Source organism: Methanoculleus sediminis, assembly GCF_001017125.1.
GTDB lineage: Archaea > Halobacteriota > Methanomicrobia > Methanomicrobiales > Methanoculleaceae > Methanoculleus > Methanoculleus sediminis.
This window is the reverse complement of the sequence record NZ_JXOJ01000002.1, coordinates 472342-494559: the sequence shown is the minus strand read 5'-3', so window position 1 is coordinate 494559 and position 22218 is coordinate 472342. Positions and strand designations below refer to the sequence as shown.

The window sequence follows — 22218 nt, the reverse complement described above, 5'->3', positions numbered from 1 at the left end:
CGCATCCGGAAACGGTATATGCCCCGGCGACAACCAGACCCTTATGGAATTAAAAGAGCAACTTTCCGGCGTTCCGGGGATGCTCCGGCCGTTCAAGGCATACCTCCGCGAGGCCGGGCTCGAAGCGGGCGATCAGGTCGTCTACTACGGCTGCCCCGGCACCTGCACCCCCTTCATCGAACTCCTGGGATTCGCGGTCCGGGATCTCCCTCTCGAGCAGGTCTACGTGCCGTACGTGAACGAGGCGGCGGCGAAGGCGGTTCGCCCCGTCGAGGGTGTCGGGATGCAGGTCTCCGGCGACGCGGTCAGCCTCGACCCGAAGGTGATCGTCCTGATGGGCGGGCTCTCGATGCCGGGCGTCCCGGTCGAGAAAGAAGCGGTGCAGGCGGCCGTCGCGGCCCATCCCGGGGCGAAGGTGGTGGGCATCTGTTTCATGCGGATGTTTCAGAAGATGGGCTGGCTCGATACGTTCGACTTCGACCTGATCATCGACGCAGCCATCGATCCGGTCAAGGTCTGGCAGTGACTATCCGGCAGGCAGCCGGCGGTGCGGAAGAGGCCGGCGGCTCCCGTGTCCGGCTCGACCGGGGGAGGGTGAACCGGAACGCCGCGCCGCATTCGGGACACCCCGGAACCCGGTCGTCGACCCATACCCGGCCGCCGTAGCGTTCGATCAGGGTGCGGGCGATGTAGAGGCCGAGCCCTTTCCCGCTCCTGCTGCTCGTCCCCCGCGCAAAGCGGGTGAAGAGGATCGGCTTGACCACAGCGGATACTCCCGGCCCGGTATCCTCGACCGAGACCAGTACTTCGCCGTCCTGGTCCTCGACCCTGACGGTGATCTCGACTCCCGGATCTCCGAACTTGATGCTGTTGCCGATGAGATTTGCAAAGACCTCGGAGAGAAGGTCGTCGGCCATGACTCCGGCCGCCGTTCCCCCGTAGGTGATCCGGGCACCGGGATGGTGGGCGATCTCGGCCCTGACGACAGCGTCGAGGTCGATGGGTTTCGTCGCCGTCTCACGGGAGTGCAGCCGTCTGATCGTCGTGACGTTCTGGATGATCTCGATGCTCCGGCTGACGCCGGCCCTGAGCTTTCTGATCATCTCCTGCTCCCCTCCGTGGAGCGTCGCTTCCAGCAGGTCGGCATATCCGAGAGCGACGGCGTTCGCGTTGTTGATATCGTGCGTCATGATGTCGAGGTAGAGGTTCGCCTCATCGTGGGCCTCCCGCATCTCCTCTTCGGCCCGGATACGATCGGTGATGTCGGCTCCCGACCCGATCACCCCGATCGGCCGACCGTCGTCGCCGGTAAGCACGGTGTCCTGCCACGCGAGGATCAGTTCGTCGCCGCTCCGCGTGACGGCAGGGTGCTCCCGCTGCCCTGGAAGGGCGGTTTTCCGGGCAATCGCTTCATTAAAGACCTGCCGCCGCGTCCCCCGGACTCCTTCGGGAACAACCGTATCGAACCAGTCTTTCCCGAGCAGTTCCTCTTCCCGGTAACCGAGCAACTCGCATCCGTGACGGTTGACGAGCCGGATGGTATGGTCGGTGCCGATGACGACGAAGAGGACGCCTGCCACGTCCAGGTAACGCTGTACGAGATCCCTCTGTCTCTTCACCTCCTGCTCCCGTCCTTTGAGCTGCTCGGAGAGGGACGCGACGACGAAGGCGATGACGACGAACATCAGCGCCCGTCCGTAGTCGTTCAGGGACAGGAGATCGGGCCGATAAAGGAAACTGCTGATGACGACGAGCCCGCCGAGAAAGATCGCGACCAGTATGCTTCGCTTCTCCCACCAGAGCGCGGTCAGGATGATCGGGATGTAGAAGAAGTGCGAAAAGACGGTCCCGAGCATCAGGATGGCGTGGAAGTAGTAGGTCAGGAAGACCGATATTGCGAGGAGCGCCAGGACGACGGCCACTCGCTGGTATTCGGTAAGGGTAGTCACGGGGTACCCACCTCGGCTGGATGAATATATAATTGCAATAATATATAATTGTGAGTATTGGCAATGCCGCGGGATTCCGACGATTTTTCGGAAATCGGGGTTTGTTGGGCGATTTTTGACGAGATCGGAAATAGGAGATCTGCCGGGTTGTGGCCGCCGCGTCTCCCGGAGAGGGGCAACGGAGCGCTTCCGCGGTAAGGGAGCATTCTGCCGCATCCGGCCGGTTTTCTTCAAACTGCCTATGTTTAATAGGTCGTAGAGCGAAACTATTCCAACTACCCGCTTCACCGATGCGGTTGCCTGCAGGGCCGCGTCACGTGACGCGGTATCGTGCAGCGCACCGTGCCGTCACTGCCCGGCATCACGAGAAGAACGCACCCGCTGGTGAATCCGTGTCAACAGACCTTGCCAAAGCACTCAAAGCCACAGGCTATGCAGATGTCGAGATTCCGGCCCTGATGGAATCGTTCCCTCCTGCCGTCACCGAGTACCTGCGGGACTTCCGGCTGCAGGAGGTTCGCGACATCGTCGAGACGCTCCTCTACATCTACATCGCCCAGAACAGCGCGTCGTCCCGGGGAGAAGGGGCGGGCGTGGTCGAACAGAGCTGTTATGCCTACACGTCCGGGCCGCTCTTTGCGCTCAGGCAGGTCGGCCTCATCGAGTCCGCCTCCTACCACGGCACGACGGTGTTGACGGCGACTTCCACCGGCGAGGCGATAGCCCGGCCGTTGATGGAGGCACGGCTCCGGGCACTGGACATCGAGAGCCTCGCCCGCGAGATCCACGAGGTCGTCCCGGCCCTTCTCGCGGGGACCGTGAAGGGGTCGTTCGTCAACAAGACCTTCCCGTCCACGCTCCCCCGCACCGAGGAGACGTTCATCAGTTTCCTCCTCAACAACAGTCCGGGCCTCTTTCTCGAGTGCGAGCGGTTCGCCTCCCGGCTCAGGGCCGCCGGGTGCGCGGTCCTTGCCTACGCCTACGATCTCGACGGCGCACGGGCCGACGGCGTCGTCTACACCTTCCCGCCGGAGTTCGCGTACATCCTCAAGGGGGTGCTCGAACGGATCGATCCGGCGATCAGGGAGCACTACGACATGCTCCTCGAGTCGTTCTACTCGACGTTCACCGTTCTGCGCTACCTTGCCTGCGGCGAGGACTACGACCGCATCCGCGCATCGCCTGCCCACCGCCGCGAACTCTCGAGGGTGCTCTCGGAACTCGACGACGCGATCTACGTCCTCGAAGGGGTGCACGAGGAGGACGGGGTCGACCTCGCCCGGTTCATCGTCAAGGACCGGACCCTCTACGATATGCGTCTGCGCGATCTCGGGCGGGCGCTGATGGCCGAGGCCGCCGAGAAGATCGTCATCGATCGGTCCGCCCCGGCAGCGGAGCCTTCCTCCCCCATCCGCGAGGAGCCGTCTCCCGCTGCGGAAGAGATCCCGGTCCTGACGCCCGTACCCGCGGCTGATGAGGACGAGTGGGAAGAGTTCGTCTTCCCCGACGAAGAGGAAGAGACGGAGGAACTGCTCCCGATCACGCCGCCGCCCGCACCCCGGCGTGCCGCCCGGCCCAGGCCGGCCCCCGCAACCCCCGCTCTTCCGGAACGTCGTTTCGACGGACCGCCCCGCGTCCCCGCGACCGTTCCGCGGTCCGGGGGGTTCGACATCTTCCTCGGGCATGCGCAGGACGGGCAGCGGGTTGACTGGTCGCCCGGCCAGCTCAACAACGGCCACATGATCATCCTCGGCGGTTCGGGTGCCGGCAAGACCGAGACAATCCGGTGCGTCGCCTCGGAGCTCGCGGCACAGGCGATGCCGGTCGTCCTGATCGATTTCCACGGCGACATGGCCGCGAGCAACGGGGATATCCGGTCCTACAAGATCCGCGAGGGCGGGCAGTACTACTTCAACCCGCTGGAACTCGATCCCGATATCGACGAGATCACCCCGCTCCGGGCGACCTCGGACTTCGTCGACGCCATCTCGATCAACTTCCCGACGCTCGGCATCCAGCAGCGCCGGAAGATCAAGAATATCATCAAGGACTGCTACCGGATGTCCGGGATCACGGGGAATACCGAGACGTGGTCGCGGGTGCTCGATTTCGATGCCATCGAGGGCGAGATCATGAACTGCGAGGACGAGGCGATCCCGGCCTACCTCGAAGACATCTTCGACTACAAGCTCTTCTCGGGGGAGGAGAAGATCTCGATCCCAACGATCCTCTCCGGCGGAATCACCCATATCAACTTAAACGCCCTCCCGGAGAACCTGCGCTACCTCTTTGCGGATCTCTTTCTGCGGCGCATCTACTACACCCTCCAGGCGATGGGAGAGATCCCGCGCGGAACGGAAGACGAGCGGGCGAAGTTCCGGCTCTTTGTGATCGTCGACGAGGCGAAACTCCTGGTGAGCCAGAAGAGCGGATCGAAGACGGCGATCAAGGCGGTCCTGAACAAGTACGCCACCGAGATGCGGAAGTTCGGGGTCTCGCTGATCCTCGCGTCGCAGCTGATCGCCCACTTCAACGAGGAGATCCTCGCAAACATCGCCGTGAAGTTCTGTATGCGCTCCGAGAACAAGAAGCAGGCCCAGGAGAACGCCAAGTTCTTCGAGGTGAGCGAGAAGGATCTTCTCAACTTCCAGCCGGGAGAGGGGATCCTGATCATCGGTTCGGAGAAGATGAACGTCAGAATCGTCCCCGCGTCCGAGCGGAACCATTAGTGAAGCAGTGCACGTTGCTCCGGTGATTCCCAATGCGCGGGGAGGATTGTCATCTCTCGCGAAGTGCGAGCCGCGAGGGACGGTAGAGGGTTATCTGTAACTCCCTTCGCGGCTTCGCGTTCTTCGCGTGAGGCCATATCATCGCTTATAAACCGTTAACTCACGCGAAGCCGCGAAGAACGCGAAGACCTGTTTGGTTACGAGTTGCCCCGCTTCGTGCGAGGGGGGTCGCTGGTTTGACCTCCGGGTTTTTCCTCGGAGGCTCCAGCGAAGCACCGGGACCGGGAAAACTCTTATCTCCCGGTAGCGCCGGAGTTCTGGTATGGCCGGCCCTGATGCGCTTGATGAGTATCGCGAGAAGAGGGATTTCTCCCGGACGCCGGAGCCGCCGGGGGAACGGCAGGCAGCCTCCCGTCCCATCTTCGTCATCCAGAAGCACGCAGCGACCGCGCTCCATTACGACTTCCGCCTGGAGGTCGACGGTGTGCTGAAGTCCTGGGCGGTTCCGAAAGGGCCGTCAATGAGCCCGAAGGAGAAGCGCCTCGCCGTGCCGACGGAGGATCATCCGCTCGACTACGCCGACTTCGAGGGTGTCATCCCGGAAGGGAGTTACGGGGCCGGGACGGTCCTCGTCTGGGACCGGGGAACCTACCAGAACCTCACGGAGAGGGAGGGGGAGAGGATCGGGGTCGCCGAGGCTCTCCGGCGGGGCCACGTATCGTTCCGGCTCGAGGGGGAGAAGATCCGGGGCGGGTACGCCCTCACCCGTTTCAGGACCGGGAAAGGCGAGGCCTGGCTCCTCGTGAAGATGGACGATGCCGAGGCCGACCCCGGCAGAAACCCGGTCGCGACGGAGCCCCGTTCGGTCGTCTCCGGGCGAACGCTCGAGGAGATCGGGGCGGGGAGGGATGAATGACGGGCGAGCCGCCGCGGAGGAGGCCTCGCGATATCCCTCTGGAGATGGGCGAGTTCATCTGCCCGGTCTGCGGCAGGCGATATCCCACGCTTGAAGACCTTCATGCGCACGTCCGGCGCACGCACCGGTGCCCCCCGGAGGTCCGGTGAAGGGCTCTGCCTGCGGCAGGTCGTGTCCCGAGACCCCGGCAGGGCGGGTGACGGGAGGCCGGGGGTGCGCGTTGTCCGGCAAAGATGCCCTGATTTCAGGTGCCGGAAGAGGGGTTCCGTAGTCGTTGCCCGGCTGCTTTTCGGTCGGGATCGAGACCGGTGCGGGAGCGGATATTTCCTATCTCCGACTTATTGGTTTTTCAAATCCGGAAAGATATCGGGAAGCCGTGCCAAAAAAAGACCTGTCTTTTAAGGCCCCTTCTGCCGGAAAACCCCCGGAGCAGGGCCCGCGGAAAAAATTTCCCGTCAGGAGTTATTCATACTTGGTATGATTTTTCTACGGGTTTTTGGCTACTAAAAGGTGAATAGGCCGAGTAAAGTCACCAATTTGAAAATCGGTCAAAAATATGCCTTATAATTTTGGATACCTCGGAATTGCTCACGCCTAACCGGGAAATAAGGGCTATTTCCCATTAGTAATATGGATAAGTTTAAAATCAGAACTATCAAAATCTACAGAGATCAATCGATCAGAGTTTGTCTCGAAGGTGAGATCATGGCTAGTAAAGTAATGGCAAACAACGTTGCTGCAGGCAACGTTATGGCAGAGACCGTAAGCGACGCAGAGATCGTTGCACAGTTCAAACAGCGCGGGTGTTGGGGCCTGTACACGAGCGTGGACCTGAAAGGGTGCGACCCGGCATCGATCAGGGACGCAGAGAAGATCCACCGGTTCATCGTCGAACTGTGCGACCTCATCGACATGAAGAGGTTCGGCGAACCGCAGATCATTCACTTCGGCCCCTGTGAGAGGGTCGCAGGGTTTTCCATGACCCAGCTCATCGAGACATCGCTCGTCTCCGGTCACTTCGCGAACGAGACCAACGCAGCCTACCTCGACATCTTCAGCTGCAAGGAATACGAGCCCGCCAAAGCAGCGGAGTTTTGCAGGGACTTTTTTGGAGCAGATTCGGTAACCTACCAGGTACTGTTCAGGGACTGAATACGAACACAATACCCGGAAAAACACTTCAACGGTAACGATACGACGGCAGAGAGCCGCTGCCATCCTCCGTGCGCGTAACCGGGACTGCGGCGGGGGGCGGCCCCCACCCTCGATTTTTCTTGGAGAAGATGGCCCCTACCTCCGGTAAGGACGTCTGGCCGGATAGCGGCGAACAATCGGCTCTGTTGGAAACCCTCTTCTGGTCGTGGAGATTGTCATTGAAGGACGGGCGGCTATCAGGGGTTTGAGTGTTCGAGAGTCTTCAAAGTGCGATGGGCGGAACGCCCGGAGCTCGCCCTCCCCGTCAGCCCCTCCTCGCACCTAACGGTGCTCACGCTCACTACGTTCGCGCCTCGCACCTTCGGTGCTCGAACTCCACTCCTCGAAGACCTCCGGTCTTCTCAAACGCCTGTCTGAAACCCTTTGGGTTTCTCAAGCTCCGGCCCAGCGGGCCATCGCATCCTACGGACAGTCGTTCACCGGAGCGTCGTTCCCCAAGGCGATATCCCCACGGTCCACTGTACCGGGACATTTCCCTTATTTCGCTGTTTTGCTTGCTGCAACATGCACCAGTTGCGACTAATGTCCGGCCCTGCGACCCGTCACCCCGTGAACTCCTCTCGGGCTTTCAGAGATGCCTCTCTGGAAGAGGGTTCCGGGAGGCTTTCAAAGAGATGCCGAAGCGACCGAAAAAAAGAGTGTTTCAGGGAGTCTCGTAGGGGTTCCGGAGACCCTTGGGGGTTCCGTCCGCCTTGAGGCCGAACGTCTTACGAGCATCCACATTCTTCTGGTTCTTCGTGATCTTCTCCGTGGCGAGCTTCGTCACGAGGTCGAGGCCGGGCTTGACCTGGTCCATCGGCTTCGTCTCGAAGCAGCCGGCGGCGATCGCGCCGTCCCAGACCGCGTTACCCTTCATGCTCCGCACGAAGACCGTGCTCCAGCCGTCGGGGCTGCCCACGGAGCCGCTGGAGATGTCGGCGAGGTTCGCGACGTAGTCCAGGCAGACGTTGCAGCCGGGCTGCACGTACTTGTGGATCAGCTTCAGGGGCATCTGGCTGACTGCACCGCGCTCGGTGTAGACCGTGAACTTGCCCTTGCCGATGTCCATCTTCTTGACGGACTCCATCTTCTGGTTGCAGTGGTCCTCGACGATTGCCTCGAGCGCCTGGTAGGAGAGGTTCTCCATGCAGAAGATGCCGAGCGCGAGGGCGATCTTGTCGTCGACGTCGCGCATGCCGATCGGGTAGAGCTGAGCCTTCCGAACAGCCTGCATCTGGCAGGGCGTGCCGACGATACCGACGCGGTCGAGACCGTAGCTGCGGGTCGCCTCCTTGATCAGATAGAGGTTCGGGCTGATGGTGTAGCGCGTTCCGGCAGCGGCCAGGAGTTCGGCCTTCGTGGTCGCGACCACGGGCTCCGGCTTCCAGGGCTCTTCGCTCGGCCCTGCGACGATGGCACCGTCGATGATACCCTCTTCGAGTGCGTACGCGAAGAGCGTCGTGATGATGCCGCCGTCCTGGGACTGCTTCGTGATGTCCTTGTCGGTCGAGCGTGCCGAGATTACGGACTTGTAGTTACCGAGTACGTCCATCTTTCTCACCTCACTGCATGGCTCCCTTGATGGCATCCATGATGCCCTCGTAGTTGTTCATGACGTCGAAGTTGAACCAGCTCCTGGGGCACTGCGAGTAGCAGGCACCGCACTTGATGCAGAGGTCGCGGTTCACGTTCGGCTTGCCGTACTCCATGGTGACGGCACGGACCGGGCAGGTGCCGGCGCAGGTCCCGCATCCCATGCAGAGACCCTGGTTGATGACATCGTACATCAGGTCGCAGCCGCATGCCTCGTTGCCGCGCTGTGCAAGCTGCATCAGCGGCGTCAGGTAGGCGGTCGCGAGGTTCTTCTGTTCGTCGTTGCCCTTCAGGAGCAGGTATGCCATGACGGCGACGTTCCTGACCTGCTGCGGGCACGGGGGACACGACGGGATGTAGAGATCGACATCGACGACCTCGCTGATCGGCACGTACGCCTCGTGACCGGGCTGGTTCCACTGGCCACCACGGGCGAACCGGGTGATGTTGCCGTAGGCCGCGCAGCCGCCGTAGGCGACGAGCACCTTCGACTTCTCCCTTGCTTCCTTCAGTTCTTCTACCGAGATCTTGTCGTTCAGACAGCACGAACCCTCGACCAGGCACACGTCCATCTCGGGGACATGGCGCACGTCGACCAGGGTCAACGCGTAGACCAGGTCCGCGTAATCATCGAGCAGCTTGAAGAGACCCTCGTAGTTATCCGCAAGCGTAACGAGGCATCCCGTACATCCGCTCAGGTGTAATTCACCTATCGTAATCTTTTCTGCCACAGGCTTTTCCTCCTTTTGTACAACTTCCACCTTTTCTTTTACAATCACATCAGAGGGCTTCACCGCGGGCTTCGCCTGCGGCTGGATTGCCGCCGGCTTCGCCTCAGGCGTTCTCTCCGGGTTTCTTCCCGGTATCTCCGGCGGTTTCTCCCGGCGACGCCCAAAGATGCGTTCCTTGATGGTTGATAGTAGCCCCATATTCTACCCCAATTTCTTCCAGCACGATACGCACTGTTTTGGGAATGGCACCCTCAACCTCCTCAGTGAGCCCCAGTTCAAACTCATGGCTCGCGACACGCTTGGGCTGGCACCCGATGATCGTGATATCAATGACGTCTTTCAATCGCTGTAGCGGTTCTGAGAGATCCCATGAATGGGCGTCCCGGTAGGTGCCCGGCGGCAGGTCTTCGGGCCGGAGCTTCGTCACATCACCTGGGTTAGCGCCGAAATCGGCGATATCGATGATGACGAGCTTCTTCACCGGCACCTCCGCATCTTCCATCAATGTAAAGAGGAAGTGAGGGGCGCCAAGGCCGGCATCGATCACCTTGACGTTGTCGGGCAGTTGTAGTTTCTGGAGTTCCTCGACGACTGCAGGACCGAACCCGTCGTCTCCGTAGAGGGGGTTGCCGCATCCTGCGATCACGATCTCACGGAATAGCATGCGTGTACGCTCACTGAATGAGTTTCTGGGCCACCAGTCTCTTGTCTTCGTCAATCACCAGCATGTGCGTCGCACAGGAGACACAGGGGTCGTATGCACGCATGATGACTTCCGCAAGCCGCCAGGGTGCACCGGTCAGTGCACGGCTGCAGGTGGGGAAGTTCCAGGTGGTCGGAACGAGCATCCCGAAGTATTCCACCCGGCCGTCCTTGACCTTGGCCATGTGGACGTCGGTTCCACGGGGAGCCTCGTTTGCGGCCCATCCGAAGGATCCGTCACCCTGCGGGATCTCGTCCGCAAGCACCGATCCGGAGGGGTCGAGCGCGTCGAGCGCGTCGATGATGCCGTAGGCGGTCTCGGGGAACTCCATCTGGCGTGCGATCTGCAGGCCCATGGCGCCCTTCTCGTCGTAGTTCTTGAACTGGACCAGGCGTGCACGCGGTCCGACCTCGACGGGCTGGCCGTCGTAGAGCGGGACGCCGGTGCAGGCTTCCATCTGGGGCCAGGCCTTGTTCCCTACGGGGGTCGTGCCGCCGATCGGGTAGTTCGGGTCGGCCTCGCTGATCTCAACCTCGCCCATGTACCAGTCCCAGGGGCGGACTTCGGTGAACCGGTCGGGGAACCACATCGGGGTCTCGTCGAGGCTCGAGCTGCCGTAGACCGGCGCGGTGGCCATGTAGCCCTGGTTGTGGTAGCCGAGGTCCTTCGTGATCGGGACTTCGACGCCGCCGACTTCGGACCAGTCGCGGTTCTGGTAGTTCCGGAAGACCGCGATCATGAACTCCATCTGTTCCTGGGCAAGGACCCGGGATTCCTTCGCGAGATCGTAGATCTTCGCCTTCGCCCGCGGGGTGATGTTCTTGTACATACCGCCGACACGGGGGTTGCTCGGGTGGATTGCCTCGCCGCCGACGATCTCGCCGATGGTCTGGCCGATCTCACGGAGCCGCTGGATCCGGAGAGCAACGCTCCTGACCGGTTCTTCCTTGGTGAACGGGTTGATCTTTACGTCGGTTCCGGGGATGTACATGTCCGGGAGGGACAGGATGTTGTGGATGGCGTGGCTGTGCATCCTGTTGGCACACTGCAGGATGTAACGCAGCAGTTTTGCGTCCTCGGGGATCTCGCACCCGATGGATGCCTCCATCGCCTCAATGCCCGCCAGGGTGTGCGCAATGGGACAGATACCGCAGACGCGCGATGCGATCTTTGGAACCTGCTCCATCGTCTTGCCTATGGCGAGTTTCTCGACACCCCTCACCGGGGTGATGCTAAGCCAGTCTCCACGCTCGATGATGCCGTCATCATTGACTTTCAGAACGAGCTTAGAATGGCCTTCATGTCTCGTAGTTGGGGAAATCTCTACAACTTTCGACAAATATATCGCCTCATTCCGATATTCTGGTGTTCTGAACACTATACTGGTGTTACCACACAATTCTGTACTGAAAACGTACGCGAGTACGTCAACAAGGATTATGAAGAAAACAGAGTTTATATCTTTCGCTTCAGGACACTCCCTAATATTACGATATTGTAAAATGGTATTACTTAATATCAGAATACGAGGATCCCGTATAAAAATGTGAAATTATGTCGGATTTACAGTGTGCCTTTGTCCATCTCCGAGACGAGTTCGGCTATCGTTGCCTTTCGCTCTGCGTATGCATTATGCTGGTGGATGCTCTCCTCGTTCGTCTGCTTTATGGTGACTACGGAGTCTCCGGGCAGATCGTGGAACTGCGCGATCACCTTGCGGGCCATCTCGCGTACGCAGTCTTCAACGAACCGGGGATTCTTGTGAGCTTCCATCACCACGTAACTCTCGTCGCCCCGCTTGAGGAGCTCGTAGATACGTGCACTCATGGAGTCCTTCAGGATCTTGATGATCTTCTCGAGGCTGATATGCTGGTCGTCGTCGATCTCGATGCAGAGGAAACCGCGCCCACGCTGATTGTGCGTGGCCATCGGCACCTCGTCCAGGAACGCCGCAATCTTATCCTCCTCCACACCGAGGTTCTCGAGGACGTGCAGGGCGTGGTCCTTCATGATGTTCTGGGCGCAGGGGCAGGCGGTCATCCCGGTCACTTCGGCACCGATGCTCTTTCTGATGATCGGGTTCCCTTCGTTTCTCTGGGCTATTGCTTTCGCGTGGACGTTCACGACCTCATGGCAGCTCGTCTCGCTGACGGGCGTCTCCCGCCGGACCATGAACTTGCTCCGCATCCGGACCTCGGTCCGTTCCGCGTATTCGTGCCGGTCGAGGAGTTTCCTCGCCACCGCGCTGCAGAGTTCCTCGATCTCGTTCACGTCGCCGTCGATGGCCTGCTGCAGCACGTCGTCGATCACCTCGAAATTCCGGGAGAGGTTCGCCCCTTTGAGGCTTCCGGGGAGATCGACGAAGACGTCGAAGTTGGAGATGAAGATGACCGGCCGCTTACCGGGCCGGGCGACTTCAACGAGTTTTTGGACGTTCTTCACACCCACCCTGGTCAGGTTGATCCGGACTTCCGGCAGGCTGGACTGGACATCTGGCAGTTCCATTACAAATCCTCAATAGCGTATTGAGAGTAAGGTTTCTCTTCATCAACCTTAAAATGACCCTCAGTGCACCACTGAGGTTTTCCGATATAATATTTATCAGGTTTGCTGCCCAACCGGGAGTGAGAACCTATGGTGCAAAAATACTATGAGTCCGATGCGGACCCTCGCACCCTGGAGGGCAAGACCATCGCCGTCGTCGGCTATGGATCCCAGGGGCGCGGACAGGCGCTGAACCTGCGTGATTCCGGGTGCCGGGTCGTCATCGGCCTGCGTCCGGGCGGCAGCTGGCAGAGAGCATCCGAAGACGGGTTCGAAGTGTATTCCGTGGCCGAAGCGGTCAAGCGCGCCGACGTCGTCCAGATCCTCCTCCCCGACGAGAACCAGGCGGCCGTCTACCGCGCCGAGATCAGCGCCAATCTCAGGGAGAACGCCTGCCTGATGTTCTCGCACGGGTTCAACATCCATTACGGCCAGATCGTTCCCCCGCCCACCGTCGACGTGATCATGGTCGCCCCGAAAGGCCCCGGCCACATGGTCAGGCGGACCTACGAGGAGGGGAAGGGCGTGCCTGCCCTCATCGCCGTCCACCAGGACGCCACGGGAGGGGCACGGGCCATCGCGCTCGCTTACGCCCGCGGGATCGGCGCGACCCGCGCGGTCGTGTTCGAGACGACGTTTGCCGAAGAGACCGAGACCGACCTTTTCGGTGAGCAGGCGGTTCTCTGCGGCGGGATCACCTCGCTCATCAAGGCCGGGTTCGAGACCCTGGTGGATGCCGGGTATGCGCCCGAGATGGCCTACCTCGAGGTCCTGCACGAGACGAAACTCATCGTCGACCTGATCTACGAGGGCGGGTTCACGAAGATGCGCGACTCGATCAGCAACACCGCCCAGTACGGCGACCTGACCCGCGGCCCCCGCGTCATCGGGCCCGAGACCTACGTGGCGATGCAGGAGATCCTCGAGGAGATCCAGAACGGCGAGTTCGCGAAGGAGTGGATGCTCGAGAACATGGTGAACCGCCCGGTCTTTAACGCGCTTACAAGGGCGGACGAGGAGCACCTGATCGAGCAGGTCGGCGCGGAGATCCGCTCGTTCATGCCGCAGTTCAGAAAGTAAAGATTTCCCCTTTTTTCTGTTCTTCGCGCCTTCGCGTGAGGTTACCGGTGCAAGGACAGCGATATAGTTTCACGCGAAGGGATGTCGCCGGTACCTGCGCCGGAGTTCACGTGAGGGCGGTGAGCATCGCTCCACGCGGCCTCACCCGATACCCGTTTATACACGTCTGGCATACCCTCCGGTATGTCCGTCTGCATCATCTATCACTCGGAGACCGGCAACACCCGGGCCGTGGCCGAACAGCTCGCTGCTGCGACCGGCGGCGATCTCGTCGCGGTAAGGGACCTTGCGAACTACTCGAAGGTGGGGATGTACCTGAAGGGCGCTCGCCGGGCCATGAGGAAGGATCTTGCCTCTATCGAACCCGCCACCATCGACGTCTCCGGCTACGACATCGTCGTCGTCGGAACCCCCGTATGGGCGGGGAGCCCTACCCCCGCGGTCAACGCGGCCGTCGCCGCCCTCCGGAACATCGAGGGAAAACCCACGGTCGTCTTCTGTACCTCGGGCGGGTCGCCGCGGAAGACGCTCGACACGTTGAAGGCGATGCTTGCCGGCCGGGGTGCCGACGTCCGCGGTGCGGTCCCGCTCACCGCACGTGACGCGAAGAAACCGGAGGCGGTGAAGCCGCTGGTCGATCTCGTCCGGCAATCGCGAAAAGAGATGGTCGTCCGGTAACGCACCGCACGGCAGCATGCTGTGAACCTGTTTGGCCGCCCACCTGCATACGTGCGCGCGAGTCCCGGCGGGAGGTAACCACTTTTTGACGTCGCGCGATCAATAGTGAGGTATGAGCCCGTCATACGAAGACCTTCTGAAGAAGGCGTATACCAATATCACGGAACCGACGGAGTTCGAGGACCGGTTCACGGTTCCGACCGCCCGCGTCTTTATCGAGGGGAAGACCACGGTTCTCGAGAACTTCGCCGAGATCGCGGATACCCTCCGGCGCGACCAGGATCACCTGATGAAGCACCTCCTCGGCGAGCTCGGTACCGCCGGCAAGGTGGAGGGAACCCGTGCGGTCTTCTCCGGGAAGTTCGAGCAGGAGCAGATCAACACGATCATCAAGGGCTACGTCGATGACTACGTCATCTGCTCGGAATGCGGAAAGCCCGATACCCGCCTGGTCAAGACCGAGCGGGTTCTGACGCTCCGGTGCGACGCCTGCGGCGGTCACCGGCCGGTGCGGAAGCGGAAAGCGACGGTCGATCCCTCTGCAGCGTCGAAACCGACCGAGGGCGCCATCATGGACGTCACCCCGCAGTTCCTCTCGAAACGCGGCGACGGCGTGGTGAAGCTCGATCGCTACACGATGTACGTCGCAAATGCAAAACCTGGCCAGACCGTGAAGATAAAAATTACCCGGATCGCCGGGACGATCATCTTCACCGAGCGCGTGGACTGATCGCGCCTTTTCTGATCTCCACCCACATCCCCTCTTCCTCTTCCCGGATGCGGGCATGGAGGACACCGCTCTCTGCAACTTCGCGGCGGAGGGTATCGGGGGTCGCCCGCCCGCTCCGCCGGGCGACGTCCTGATCCCAGTTCGGGTTTCGCCGCCGCATCTCTGTAAAGATCGCTTCCCGGAGTTCGGGCGTTCCGAAGCTGCCGCCGACGTACGCGACGCCGCCGGGCCGGAGTATGCGCTCGATCTCTGAAAACGCCCGCGCCCGATCTTCCCAGAAGTAGATCGAGCCGCGGCTGACGGCGATCGAGACGGTATCGTCCCGAACGGGCATGCAATGGACGTCGCCGGTGACCGGGATCACCCGGCCAGCGCACCCGGCGGCGCTCGTTCGGGCAATCCGGGACATCGCCGGGTCGGCGTCGAGCGCGATGACGGAGAGATTGCTTCTTTCCGCGAGCGCGACGGAGAGGAGGCCGGGCCCGCTCCCTATATCGAGCGCGATCCCGTCCCGTATCCCCGACCACGCGAGCGCCTGCTCCGCGATGACGGGGTAGATAGGAGCAAAGACTTCCCGGGCAACCCGGGCGAAGCCTTCGGCGCTCTTCGTCATGGGACGCCTACGCTGTTTCGAGCGCTTCCATCTGGCAGAGGAGTTCGCCGGCGTAGCCGGAGAGTCGCTTTGCCGCGTCCGTAACTGCAAGAAGAGGTGACCGACCGCCGACCGTGGTGACGACCAGTTCGGGGTCCGTGAACCGGAATGCCTGCTTGCGCTGCGCCACGTCCACCTGCGGATCGCGGATGAGTTCGGCGGCGAGCGCGTCGATGTAGGTGTTGCCTTCGCCTTCAAAGAGGATCCGGGCTTTGTCGTCAGTCAGCTCCAGAAGTTTGAGTTTCATGGCCATACGCACCTATGTTTTGGTTCCGGGAGTGGTATATACGTATGGGTGGGGCACGGCGCCGGTTCTTCCTGCCGTGCCGGTCCCCGTATCGACCGGTCGTGGCCTCCGGTCGGTTGCGGCATGCTTTTCGATCGAAATGCCTCGGTGTGTAGATGATGGTGACAGAAAAGGGATATAGACGAACGTTGAGTTCCCAACCATGGGTTTCGCAGACGATGGGAGCACATGCTCTTCCTGCACTTGACGGCATGCCTCCTCTGCCTCCGCGAGCTCCCTGAAGGGGTGTAAGGTGAGCGTAAAAATTGGAATGCAGGTATTCTCCGTCTCCCTCGCCGTGCTGCTGGCGAGTGTGACAGTGGTGCCGGCGATGGCTGCGGATGCCGGGGCACTTGATATTGAGCAGGTGGACATCGTGGATGCTGCAACACTCCGGGAACGATCTCCCTCGTTCATCAGCGAACTTCGAAGTGAGGGGTGCTCCGAAGAAGGGATTGCCGAGGCGATCCGTAGCCTGCCGCGAGTTTCATACCTTGGCGGATGGACGGAGGCGGACGACAGGCGGGTATCGCCCCTTTTGCAGCAGGCAAGGGATGAACTGAACTATTCGATGCACGGCGGGATAGATCTCCCGATGGAAGACCGGGCTTCGGGACCCGGATATATTGGCATTCCGCATACACAACCCGGTTCTCAACCGGATGCGGCCGTCGCCCTTTCCAATCCGGGGGCCGCTAAAACAATCCTGTGCCCCTCCGGAGGCCTCCGGGATCCGGGGCCGGCAGCGTCTGCCGCGAACCTCCAGCCATCCCGACTCTTCACCGGACCGGGGGTCGAATACCTCAAAGCCGCCCTGAACACGCGGGATCCCGTCACCCTCACGCTCGGAGGGCTCCCCTTCTCGAAAGGCGGAAAAGGGATAGCGCTCTCAGCCTTCACCGCCGCCACAGAGGGTCTGATACGGGAACACTACCTCTACCCCAACGGGTCTCTCATCGGGTTCGGCTACGACATCGACGGGTATCTCCGGGTGGGCATCTGGAACGGCCCGCCTCCGCCGGAGAACGTCTCCTCGATAGACGCGGTGTATGCGATGCTTGATACGCGGGCACGGGAGATGGGAATCGAGAGCATCCCGGTGAGGTTCACGGTCTTCATCTCCCCGCCGGATCCGGTTCTTGGTCCTCAAGTGGATTCGTCAGGGTGGATGAGACTATGTGGTGGGTGAGGTCATAATCCCCGGTCCCGCGTCCCCCGCGAACCCCCACGGTTTATCACCCGCCGCTCCCATACCTACAGGAGAGGCTACACCATGGAGATCGCGTTTACCAAACTGCAGGGAAACGGCAACGACTTCGTCCTGATCGATGAGCACGACGGCGAGGTCATTCCCGAGGATATGAAGGGAGCGTTTGCGGCGCTCTTCTGCGACCGCAGGTTCGGCATCGGTGCCGACGGCATCCTCTTCCTCCAGGCATCCGATGCCGCCGAGATCCGGATGCGGCTCTTCCAGCCCGACGAGAGCGAGGCTGCGATGTGCGGGAACGGTATTCGGTGCCTCGCGAAGTATGCCTACGACGCCGGCTACGTCAAAGAGTCCTGCTCGGTCGAGACCGGGGCGGGGATCGTCGGGGTCTCGGCAGGCTACGCCGACGACGAGTTCACCGCGACGATCGCCATGCCGAAACCGGCGTTCGAGCGAAGCGGTATCCCGGCCGTCGGGAACGGCGAATACAGAGAGGAGATCCGCAACTTCACTGTCTACGCCGTGAACACCGGCGTCCCCCACGCGGTCGTCTTCGTCAAAGAGATCGGCGCCGTCGACATCGCCGCCGTCGGCCCGGCCATCAGGAACCACCCCTCCTTCGTCGAGGGCGCGAACGTCAACTTCGTCGAAGAGGCCGGCAACGACACGATCCGGATCCGGACGTTCGAGCGCGGTGTCGAGGGCGAGACCGAGAGTTGCGGCACCGGGGCCACGGCGTCCGCCGCGGTCGCCCATCACCTTGGCAAAGTCGGCGACACGGTCAGGGTCGAGACAAAAGGCGGCCCGCTCGTCATCCGCTTCGGGGAGGCCGTCACGATGGAAGGCCCCGCCGAGACGGTCTTTACGGGCGTTATACCGTTCTGATTCCGTCTTCGGTGATCACGAAGTCGAACGAGAGCCCTTCCGGCCGGGACCGGTGCTTCCGGAGCATCGCCCGCCGGACGCCATCCTTCTTTTCGAGCCGTATGATGGCCTTCGAGAGATGTTCGAGCGCCGTCCCCCCGAGCCCCGCCACACGGTCCCGTTCCACGTCCATGTAGATCTGGTTCGTGATCAGGACGGGGATGTCGTACTTCTTTGCGAGCCCGAGGAGTCTGATCATGTGGTGCGAGAGTTTCCGTATCGCCTCCCGCCCGAGATCGAGTTCCGTCCGGTAGAGGGCGGTGGCCGAGTCCATCACCAGCAGCCCCACGGGTGCGTGGCCGTTCCTCTTGAGCAACCCTTCGGAGTCGGCGATCATCGTCCCCTGCTGGGCGAAATCGAGCGGCTCGAAGAGGTAGAGCCGGTCGGCGAGCGCCCCGGCGTCCTCCCCGGCGATTTGAGCAAAGCGCTCCACCGAGAACCCTTCGGTGTCGATGAAGACGACCGAGTTCCCGGCCCGGAGAGAGGCCACCGCCGCCATCAGGCAGAGGGTGCTCTTGCCGCTCGCGGGCTCGCCGTAGATCTGGGTGATCGCCCGCCGCTCGAGCCCGCCGCCGAGCAGGTCGTCGAGGGCCTGGCTTCCCGTGCCGACCCGGTCGGTCTTCATGGTTCGAGCACACCCCGCTCGACGAAGAGACGGCGTGCGGCCGCCTCGACGGTCCCGGCGACCTCACGGAACGGGAGTCCGGTCTCCCGTGCGCACGCCGCCGCCTGTTCGTACTCCGCCTTGAAGGAGGTTATTTTTCCTCCCGACCAGCCGCATTTGACGTCGATCGTCCGTTCCTTCCCCCGGACGGTCACGGTGACCGGCTCGACCGTCCGTTCGGCGACCGAGCGGTGGATCATCGGGAGGCACCGTATCCCGAGCGTCCCGAGTTCCCGCGCCATCACTCCCGTGAGGCGGTCGGTCGCATCGGGAGAACAGATCACCCGGACGAGGTGACCGCTCCGCCCCTTCTTCATCACCACGGGAACGGCGCTTGCGTCCCGTGCCCCTTCCTCCATCAGGCGGCCGATCGTGTAGGCGAGGGCTTCGCCGGTGACGTCGTCCACGTTCGTCTCGAGGATGTCGACCCGGTCGCCTCCAGAAGCCTCTTTCGTAGAGAGGAGCATCGAGCGGAGAACGTTCGGTCTCCCCGGCGGGTTCCTGCTCCCGGCCCCGTAGCCGACCGCCCTGATCTCCGCCGGGCCGAGTTCCTCCGGCCGGACCGTCGAGAACTCGGCGAGGAGCGCGGCTCCGGTCGGAGTGCAGAGTTCCCGCTCCTCGTCCCCGGGAACCGTCTGGAGTTCCGATCCGGTGAGGATTGCCACGGTCGCGGGAGCCGGGACGGGGAAGGTGCCGTGGGCGCCGACCGCAAATCCCCGGCCGAGGGCGACCGGGCGGACGGCGACCCTGTCGACGCCGAGGGAATGAAGGGCGGTGCATGCTCCCACCACGTCGGCGATCGCGTCGTCCGCACCCACCTCGTGGAAGTGCGCCCCCTCTCCGTGAATACTCTCCTCGGCCCGGTGTATGCGGAGGAAGACCCGCCGTGCCGTCTCCCGTGCGGGAGCGGGGGCGTCGCTCTTGGCCACCCGGTCGAGCACCTCGTCGAGGGTGCGGTGCTCGACCGGGGCATGCGCTCTCACCTGGACGGCCCGGATGCCGGAGCGGTCTACCCGTTCTATTGTCGGTTCGCCGACGACGGAACGCATGGCTGCCCGGACGAGCCCTTCATCGGCCCCCAGATCGAGAAGAGTTCCGATGATCATGTCGCCTGCGGCTCCGTTGAACGGATCGAAGAGAAGTACGTTCATGCGTCTCCAGTACTTATAAATCCCCGAAATATAAGAACTAGAGGTAATGCCCGAGATATACTTGAAGGTAGATAGCGCTTATCCGGAGGATCAGGGGGCAGGCAAGGCACGGCTTGACCCCGATACCATGTTGCAGCTCAGGCTCAACCCGGGAGACCTCGTCGCTATCGAAGGAAAGCGTCGCACCGTAGCCAAGGTCTGGCGCGCCATGGTGAACGACTGGCACCAGGGCAAGGTCCGGATCGATAATTTTACCCGGCTCAATACCGGTGCGAGCATCGGCGACAGGGTCAAGATACGGACGCTCGACGAGGAGGCCGAGGCGAAACGGGTCGTGCTTGCGCCTCCCGAAGACCTCCCCAAACAGCTCCCCATCAACTACGGCAGCGTCGTCAACAAACTGATCGACTTCCCGGTCGTGAAGAACGACTCGGTGCCGATCCAGGCGGGGCTCCCGTTCATGCAGCCCCAGCTCGTCGCGTTCAAGGCCGTGGTGGTCGAGCCGGAGAACGCCGTGATCATCACCAAGAACACGAAGATCGAGTTCTCCGAGAAGCCTGCGGCCGGGTTCGAGGGCGTGAAGAGGATCAGCTACGAGGATATCGGCGGCCTGAAGGGCGAACTGCAGCGTGTCCGCGAGACGATCGAACTGCCCATGCGGCATCCCGAGATCTTTAGAAAGCTCGGGATCGAGCCGCCGAAGGGCGTCCTCCTCTACGGCCCGCCGGGAACGGGCAAGACCCTCATCGCGAAGGCCGTCGCGAGCGAGAGCGGAGCCCACTTCATCTCGATCGCGGGGCCGGAGGTGATCTCGAAGTACTACGGCGAGAGCGAGCAGCGGCTCCGGGAGGTCTTTGAGGATGCACGGCAGCATGCTCCCGCCATCATCTTCATCGACGAGCTCGACTCGATCGCTCCCCGGCGCGAAGAGGTGACCGGAGAGGTCGAGCGGCGCGTGGTCGCCCAGCTCCTGACGATGATGGACGGGCTCGAGGAGCGGGGGCAGGTCGTGGTGATCGGAGCCACGAACCGGCTCGACGCCATCGATCCTGCCCTCCGCCGTCCGGGACGGTTCGACCGGGAGATCGAGATAGGCGTTCCCTCGGAGGACGACCGGATCCAGGTGCTCCAGATCCATACCCGCGGCATGCCGCTCGCGGACGACGTGACGATCGGCGACGTCGCCCAGCAGACCCACGGGTTCGTCGGGGCGGATCTCGCCGCACTCGCCCGCGAGGCGGCGATCAAGGCGCTGCGGCGCTACCTCCCCGAGATCGATCTCGAAGCCGACGAGATCCCGCCGGAGATCCTCGAGAAGATGGAGGTGCAGGCCAGGGACTTCCGCGACGCTCTCCGCGACGTGGGCCCGAGCGCCATGCGCGAGGTTCTCCTCGAGGTGCCCCATACCGCCTGGGGGGATGTCGGAGGGCTCGAAGACGCGAAGCAGGATATCCGCGAGGCGGTGGAGTATCCGCTCACCGAGCGCGAGCGGTTCGAGAACCTCGGTATCGAGCCGCCGAAGGGCGTCCTCCTCTACGGCCCGCCGGGGACCGGAAAGACCCTCATCGCGAAGGCGGTCGCGAGCGAGAGCGGGGCGAACTTCGTCCCGGTCAAAGGCCCCCAGCTCCTCTCGAAGTGGGTCGGCGAGAGCGAGCGGGCTGTCCGCGAGATCTTCAAGAAAGCCCGTCAGGTGGCGCCGTCGATCATCTTCTTCGACGAGCTCGACGCCCTTGCCCCGGCCCGGGGCGGCGGCACCGAGTCGCACGTCATCGAGAGCGTCTTGAACCAGATCCTCACCGAGATCGACGGCCTCGAGGAGCTCCGGGGCGTGGTGGTGATGGGCGCGACCAACCGGCCGGACATGGTCGACCCGGCGCTGCTCCGGCCCGGGCGGTTCGACCGGCTCGTCTACATCGGCGAGCCCGGACGGGACGACCGGGAGAAGATCTTCTCCATCCACACCCGCTACATGCCGATCGAGGGCTCGACGATGGAAGACCTGGTGGCGATGACGGAAGGGCTCACGGAGAACGATCTCGAAGATCTGGTTCTCGCCGTGGGAGCCAACCATCACGTGAGCGTCGAAGAAGTGAGAGAGCACCGCGCCGCGATTGAGGCGAGCGACGACGAAGGGCTCGCAAGCCATGTCCGCCGGAAGAAACTCGTCGACCTCCTCGCACAGCAGAAGGTGACCGTCGCCGATCCGGCGAGGGATCAACTCGTCAAGAAGGTGGCGACCGACACCGAGGGGTTCGTCGGCTCGGACCTCGAGGCGCTCGCCCGGGAGGCGGCCATGCTCGCCATGCGGGAGGGTGCCGCCGTCGTGAAGCCGTCGCACCTCGAGCAGGCACGGGAGAAGGTGCACGCGACGATGAACGAGCGGCTGCGGCAGTACTACGGGAAGGTGCAGCAGCACTTCAAGGGCGGACTGCCGAAAGAGATCCAGCCCCCGGAATACCAGTGAGCGGATCTCCGGGGACATTCCCC

21 protein-coding genes are annotated in these 22218 nt (G+C 62.4%); 11 read left to right on the top strand and 10 right to left on the bottom strand.

Annotated features, from left to right (window positions below):
• Window positions 1–43: 43 nt before the first annotated feature.
• On the top strand, window positions 44–526 hold the full coding sequence (locus SZ63_RS05230; RefSeq protein ID WP_048182229.1) for a DUF2124 domain-containing protein: 483 nt from the start codon (window positions 44–46) through the stop codon (window positions 524–526).
• Here SZ63_RS05230 and SZ63_RS05225 read toward each other — a convergent pair.
• Window positions 510–1949 (bottom strand): sensor histidine kinase, encoded by a 1440-nt coding sequence (locus tag SZ63_RS05225; protein WP_241481248.1) that lies wholly within the window; start codon window positions 1947–1949, stop codon window positions 510–512. The genes SZ63_RS05230 and SZ63_RS05225 overlap by 17 nt on opposite strands.
• A 392-nt stretch (window positions 1950–2341) precedes the next feature.
• On the opposite strand from SZ63_RS05225, the gene SZ63_RS05220 reads away from it, so the two are divergent.
• The 4 genes from SZ63_RS05220 (at window position 2342) to speD (ending at window position 6746) form a co-directional block, all read left to right on the top strand.
• Window positions 2342–4678 carry an ATP-binding protein gene (locus SZ63_RS05220; RefSeq protein WP_048182225.1) on the top strand — a complete coding sequence of 779 codons (2337 nt, stop codon included), beginning with the start codon at window positions 2342–2344 and terminating at the stop codon, window positions 4676–4678.
• 322 nt (window positions 4679–5000) lie between these two features.
• On the top strand, window positions 5001–5594 hold the full coding sequence (locus SZ63_RS05215; RefSeq protein ID WP_048182222.1) for a DNA polymerase ligase N-terminal domain-containing protein: 594 nt from the start codon (window positions 5001–5003) through the stop codon (window positions 5592–5594).
• On the top strand, window positions 5591–5743 hold the full coding sequence (locus SZ63_RS12910) for a C2H2-type zinc finger protein (RefSeq protein WP_156168379.1): 153 nt from the start codon (window positions 5591–5593) through the stop codon (window positions 5741–5743). Before SZ63_RS05215 ends, SZ63_RS12910 begins: the two co-directional genes overlap by 4 nt.
• Before the next feature lie 556 nt (window positions 5744–6299).
• Window positions 6300–6746 carry an S-adenosylmethionine decarboxylase gene (gene speD, locus SZ63_RS05210; RefSeq protein ID WP_048183660.1) on the top strand — a complete coding sequence of 149 codons (447 nt, stop codon included), beginning with the start codon at window positions 6300–6302 and terminating at the stop codon, window positions 6744–6746.
• 706 nt (window positions 6747–7452) lie between these two features.
• On the opposite strand, the gene frhB is transcribed toward speD, so the two are convergent.
• The 5 genes from frhB to mptA all read right to left on the bottom strand — a co-directional run bounded on the left by frhB (window position 7453) and on the right by mptA (window position 12320).
• Window positions 7453–8340 carry a coenzyme F420 hydrogenase subunit beta gene (gene frhB / locus SZ63_RS05205; protein ID WP_048183658.1) on the bottom strand — a complete coding sequence of 296 codons (888 nt, stop codon included), beginning with the start codon at window positions 8338–8340 and terminating at the stop codon, window positions 7453–7455.
• A gap of 10 nt (window positions 8341–8350) precedes the next feature.
• Entirely contained in the window at window positions 8351–9112 is a 762-nt protein-coding gene (frhG, locus tag SZ63_RS05200) for a coenzyme F420 hydrogenase subunit gamma (RefSeq protein ID WP_048182220.1), read from the bottom strand.
• 103 nt (window positions 9113–9215) lie between these two features.
• Window positions 9216–9776, bottom strand: a complete 561-nt coding sequence (frhD, locus tag SZ63_RS05195; RefSeq protein ID WP_048182215.1) for a coenzyme F420-reducing hydrogenase, FrhD protein — start codon at window positions 9774–9776, stop codon at window positions 9216–9218.
• 10 nt (window positions 9777–9786) lie between these two features.
• Window positions 9787–11154, bottom strand: a complete 1368-nt coding sequence (frhA, locus tag SZ63_RS05190; RefSeq protein ID WP_048182212.1) for a coenzyme F420 hydrogenase subunit alpha — start codon at window positions 11152–11154, stop codon at window positions 9787–9789.
• A gap of 224 nt (window positions 11155–11378) precedes the next feature.
• Window positions 11379–12320: a GTP cyclohydrolase MptA gene (mptA, locus tag SZ63_RS05185; protein WP_048182209.1), complete on the bottom strand. Its 942-nt coding sequence runs from the start codon at window positions 12318–12320 to the stop codon at window positions 11379–11381.
• Between the two features lie 129 nt (window positions 12321–12449).
• Here mptA and ilvC point away from each other — a divergent pair, with 129 nt between their 5' ends.
• The 3 genes from ilvC (at window position 12450) to SZ63_RS05170 (ending at window position 14847) form a co-directional block, all read left to right on the top strand.
• Entirely contained in the window at window positions 12450–13439 is a 990-nt protein-coding gene (gene ilvC, locus SZ63_RS05180) for a ketol-acid reductoisomerase (protein WP_048182206.1), read from the top strand.
• A 183-nt stretch (window positions 13440–13622) separates the two neighbouring features.
• On the top strand, window positions 13623–14117 hold the full coding sequence (locus SZ63_RS05175) for a flavodoxin family protein (protein WP_048182204.1): 495 nt from the start codon (window positions 13623–13625) through the stop codon (window positions 14115–14117).
• Window positions 14118–14229: 112 nt separating this feature from the next.
• Window positions 14230–14847 carry a translation initiation factor IF-2 subunit beta gene (locus SZ63_RS05170; RefSeq protein ID WP_048182201.1) on the top strand — a complete coding sequence of 206 codons (618 nt, stop codon included), beginning with the start codon at window positions 14230–14232 and terminating at the stop codon, window positions 14845–14847.
• On the opposite strand, the gene SZ63_RS05165 is transcribed toward SZ63_RS05170, so the two are convergent.
• Together SZ63_RS05165 and SZ63_RS05160 are read right to left on the bottom strand one after the other, a co-directional pair.
• A complete protein-coding gene (locus tag SZ63_RS05165; RefSeq protein WP_048182200.1) occupies window positions 14828–15460 on the bottom strand; it encodes a class I SAM-dependent methyltransferase in 633 nt (210 codons plus the stop codon). The two genes, SZ63_RS05170 and SZ63_RS05165, sit on opposite strands and share 20 nt — an antisense overlap.
• 7 nt (window positions 15461–15467) lie before the next feature.
• Window positions 15468–15752 carry a DNA-directed RNA polymerase subunit L gene (locus SZ63_RS05160; protein WP_241481247.1) on the bottom strand — a complete coding sequence of 95 codons (285 nt, stop codon included), beginning with the start codon at window positions 15750–15752 and terminating at the stop codon, window positions 15468–15470.
• Between the two features lie 286 nt (window positions 15753–16038).
• Here SZ63_RS05160 and SZ63_RS05155 point away from each other — a divergent pair, with 286 nt between their 5' ends.
• Together SZ63_RS05155 and dapF are read left to right on the top strand one after the other, a co-directional pair.
• Entirely contained in the window at window positions 16039–16974 is a 936-nt protein-coding gene (locus tag SZ63_RS05155; RefSeq protein ID WP_156168377.1) for a hypothetical protein, read from the top strand.
• Between the two features lie 84 nt (window positions 16975–17058).
• The gene (gene dapF / locus SZ63_RS05150) at window positions 17059–17877 is read left to right on the top strand and encodes a diaminopimelate epimerase (RefSeq protein ID WP_048182194.1); all 819 of its coding nucleotides are present in this window, start codon (window positions 17059–17061) and stop codon (window positions 17875–17877) included.
• Here dapF and radB read toward each other — a convergent pair.
• Both radB and larC read right to left on the bottom strand, forming a co-directional pair.
• Complete coding sequence (gene radB / locus SZ63_RS05145; protein ID WP_048182191.1) at window positions 17864–18541, bottom strand: DNA repair and recombination protein RadB; 678 nt, start codon at window positions 18539–18541, stop codon at window positions 17864–17866. The two genes, dapF and radB, sit on opposite strands and share 14 nt — an antisense overlap.
• Window positions 18538–19731, bottom strand: a complete 1194-nt coding sequence (gene larC, locus SZ63_RS05140) for a nickel pincer cofactor biosynthesis protein LarC (RefSeq protein WP_048182189.1) — start codon at window positions 19729–19731, stop codon at window positions 18538–18540. Before larC ends, radB begins: the two co-directional genes overlap by 4 nt.
• Window positions 19732–19777: 46 nt before the next feature.
• Between larC and SZ63_RS05135 the strand changes: the two genes are divergently transcribed.
• Window positions 19778–22195, top strand: coding sequence for a CDC48 family AAA ATPase (locus SZ63_RS05135; protein ID WP_048182186.1), 2418 nt, complete (start codon window positions 19778–19780; stop codon window positions 22193–22195).
• The last annotated feature ends 23 nt before the right edge of the window (window positions 22196–22218 follow it).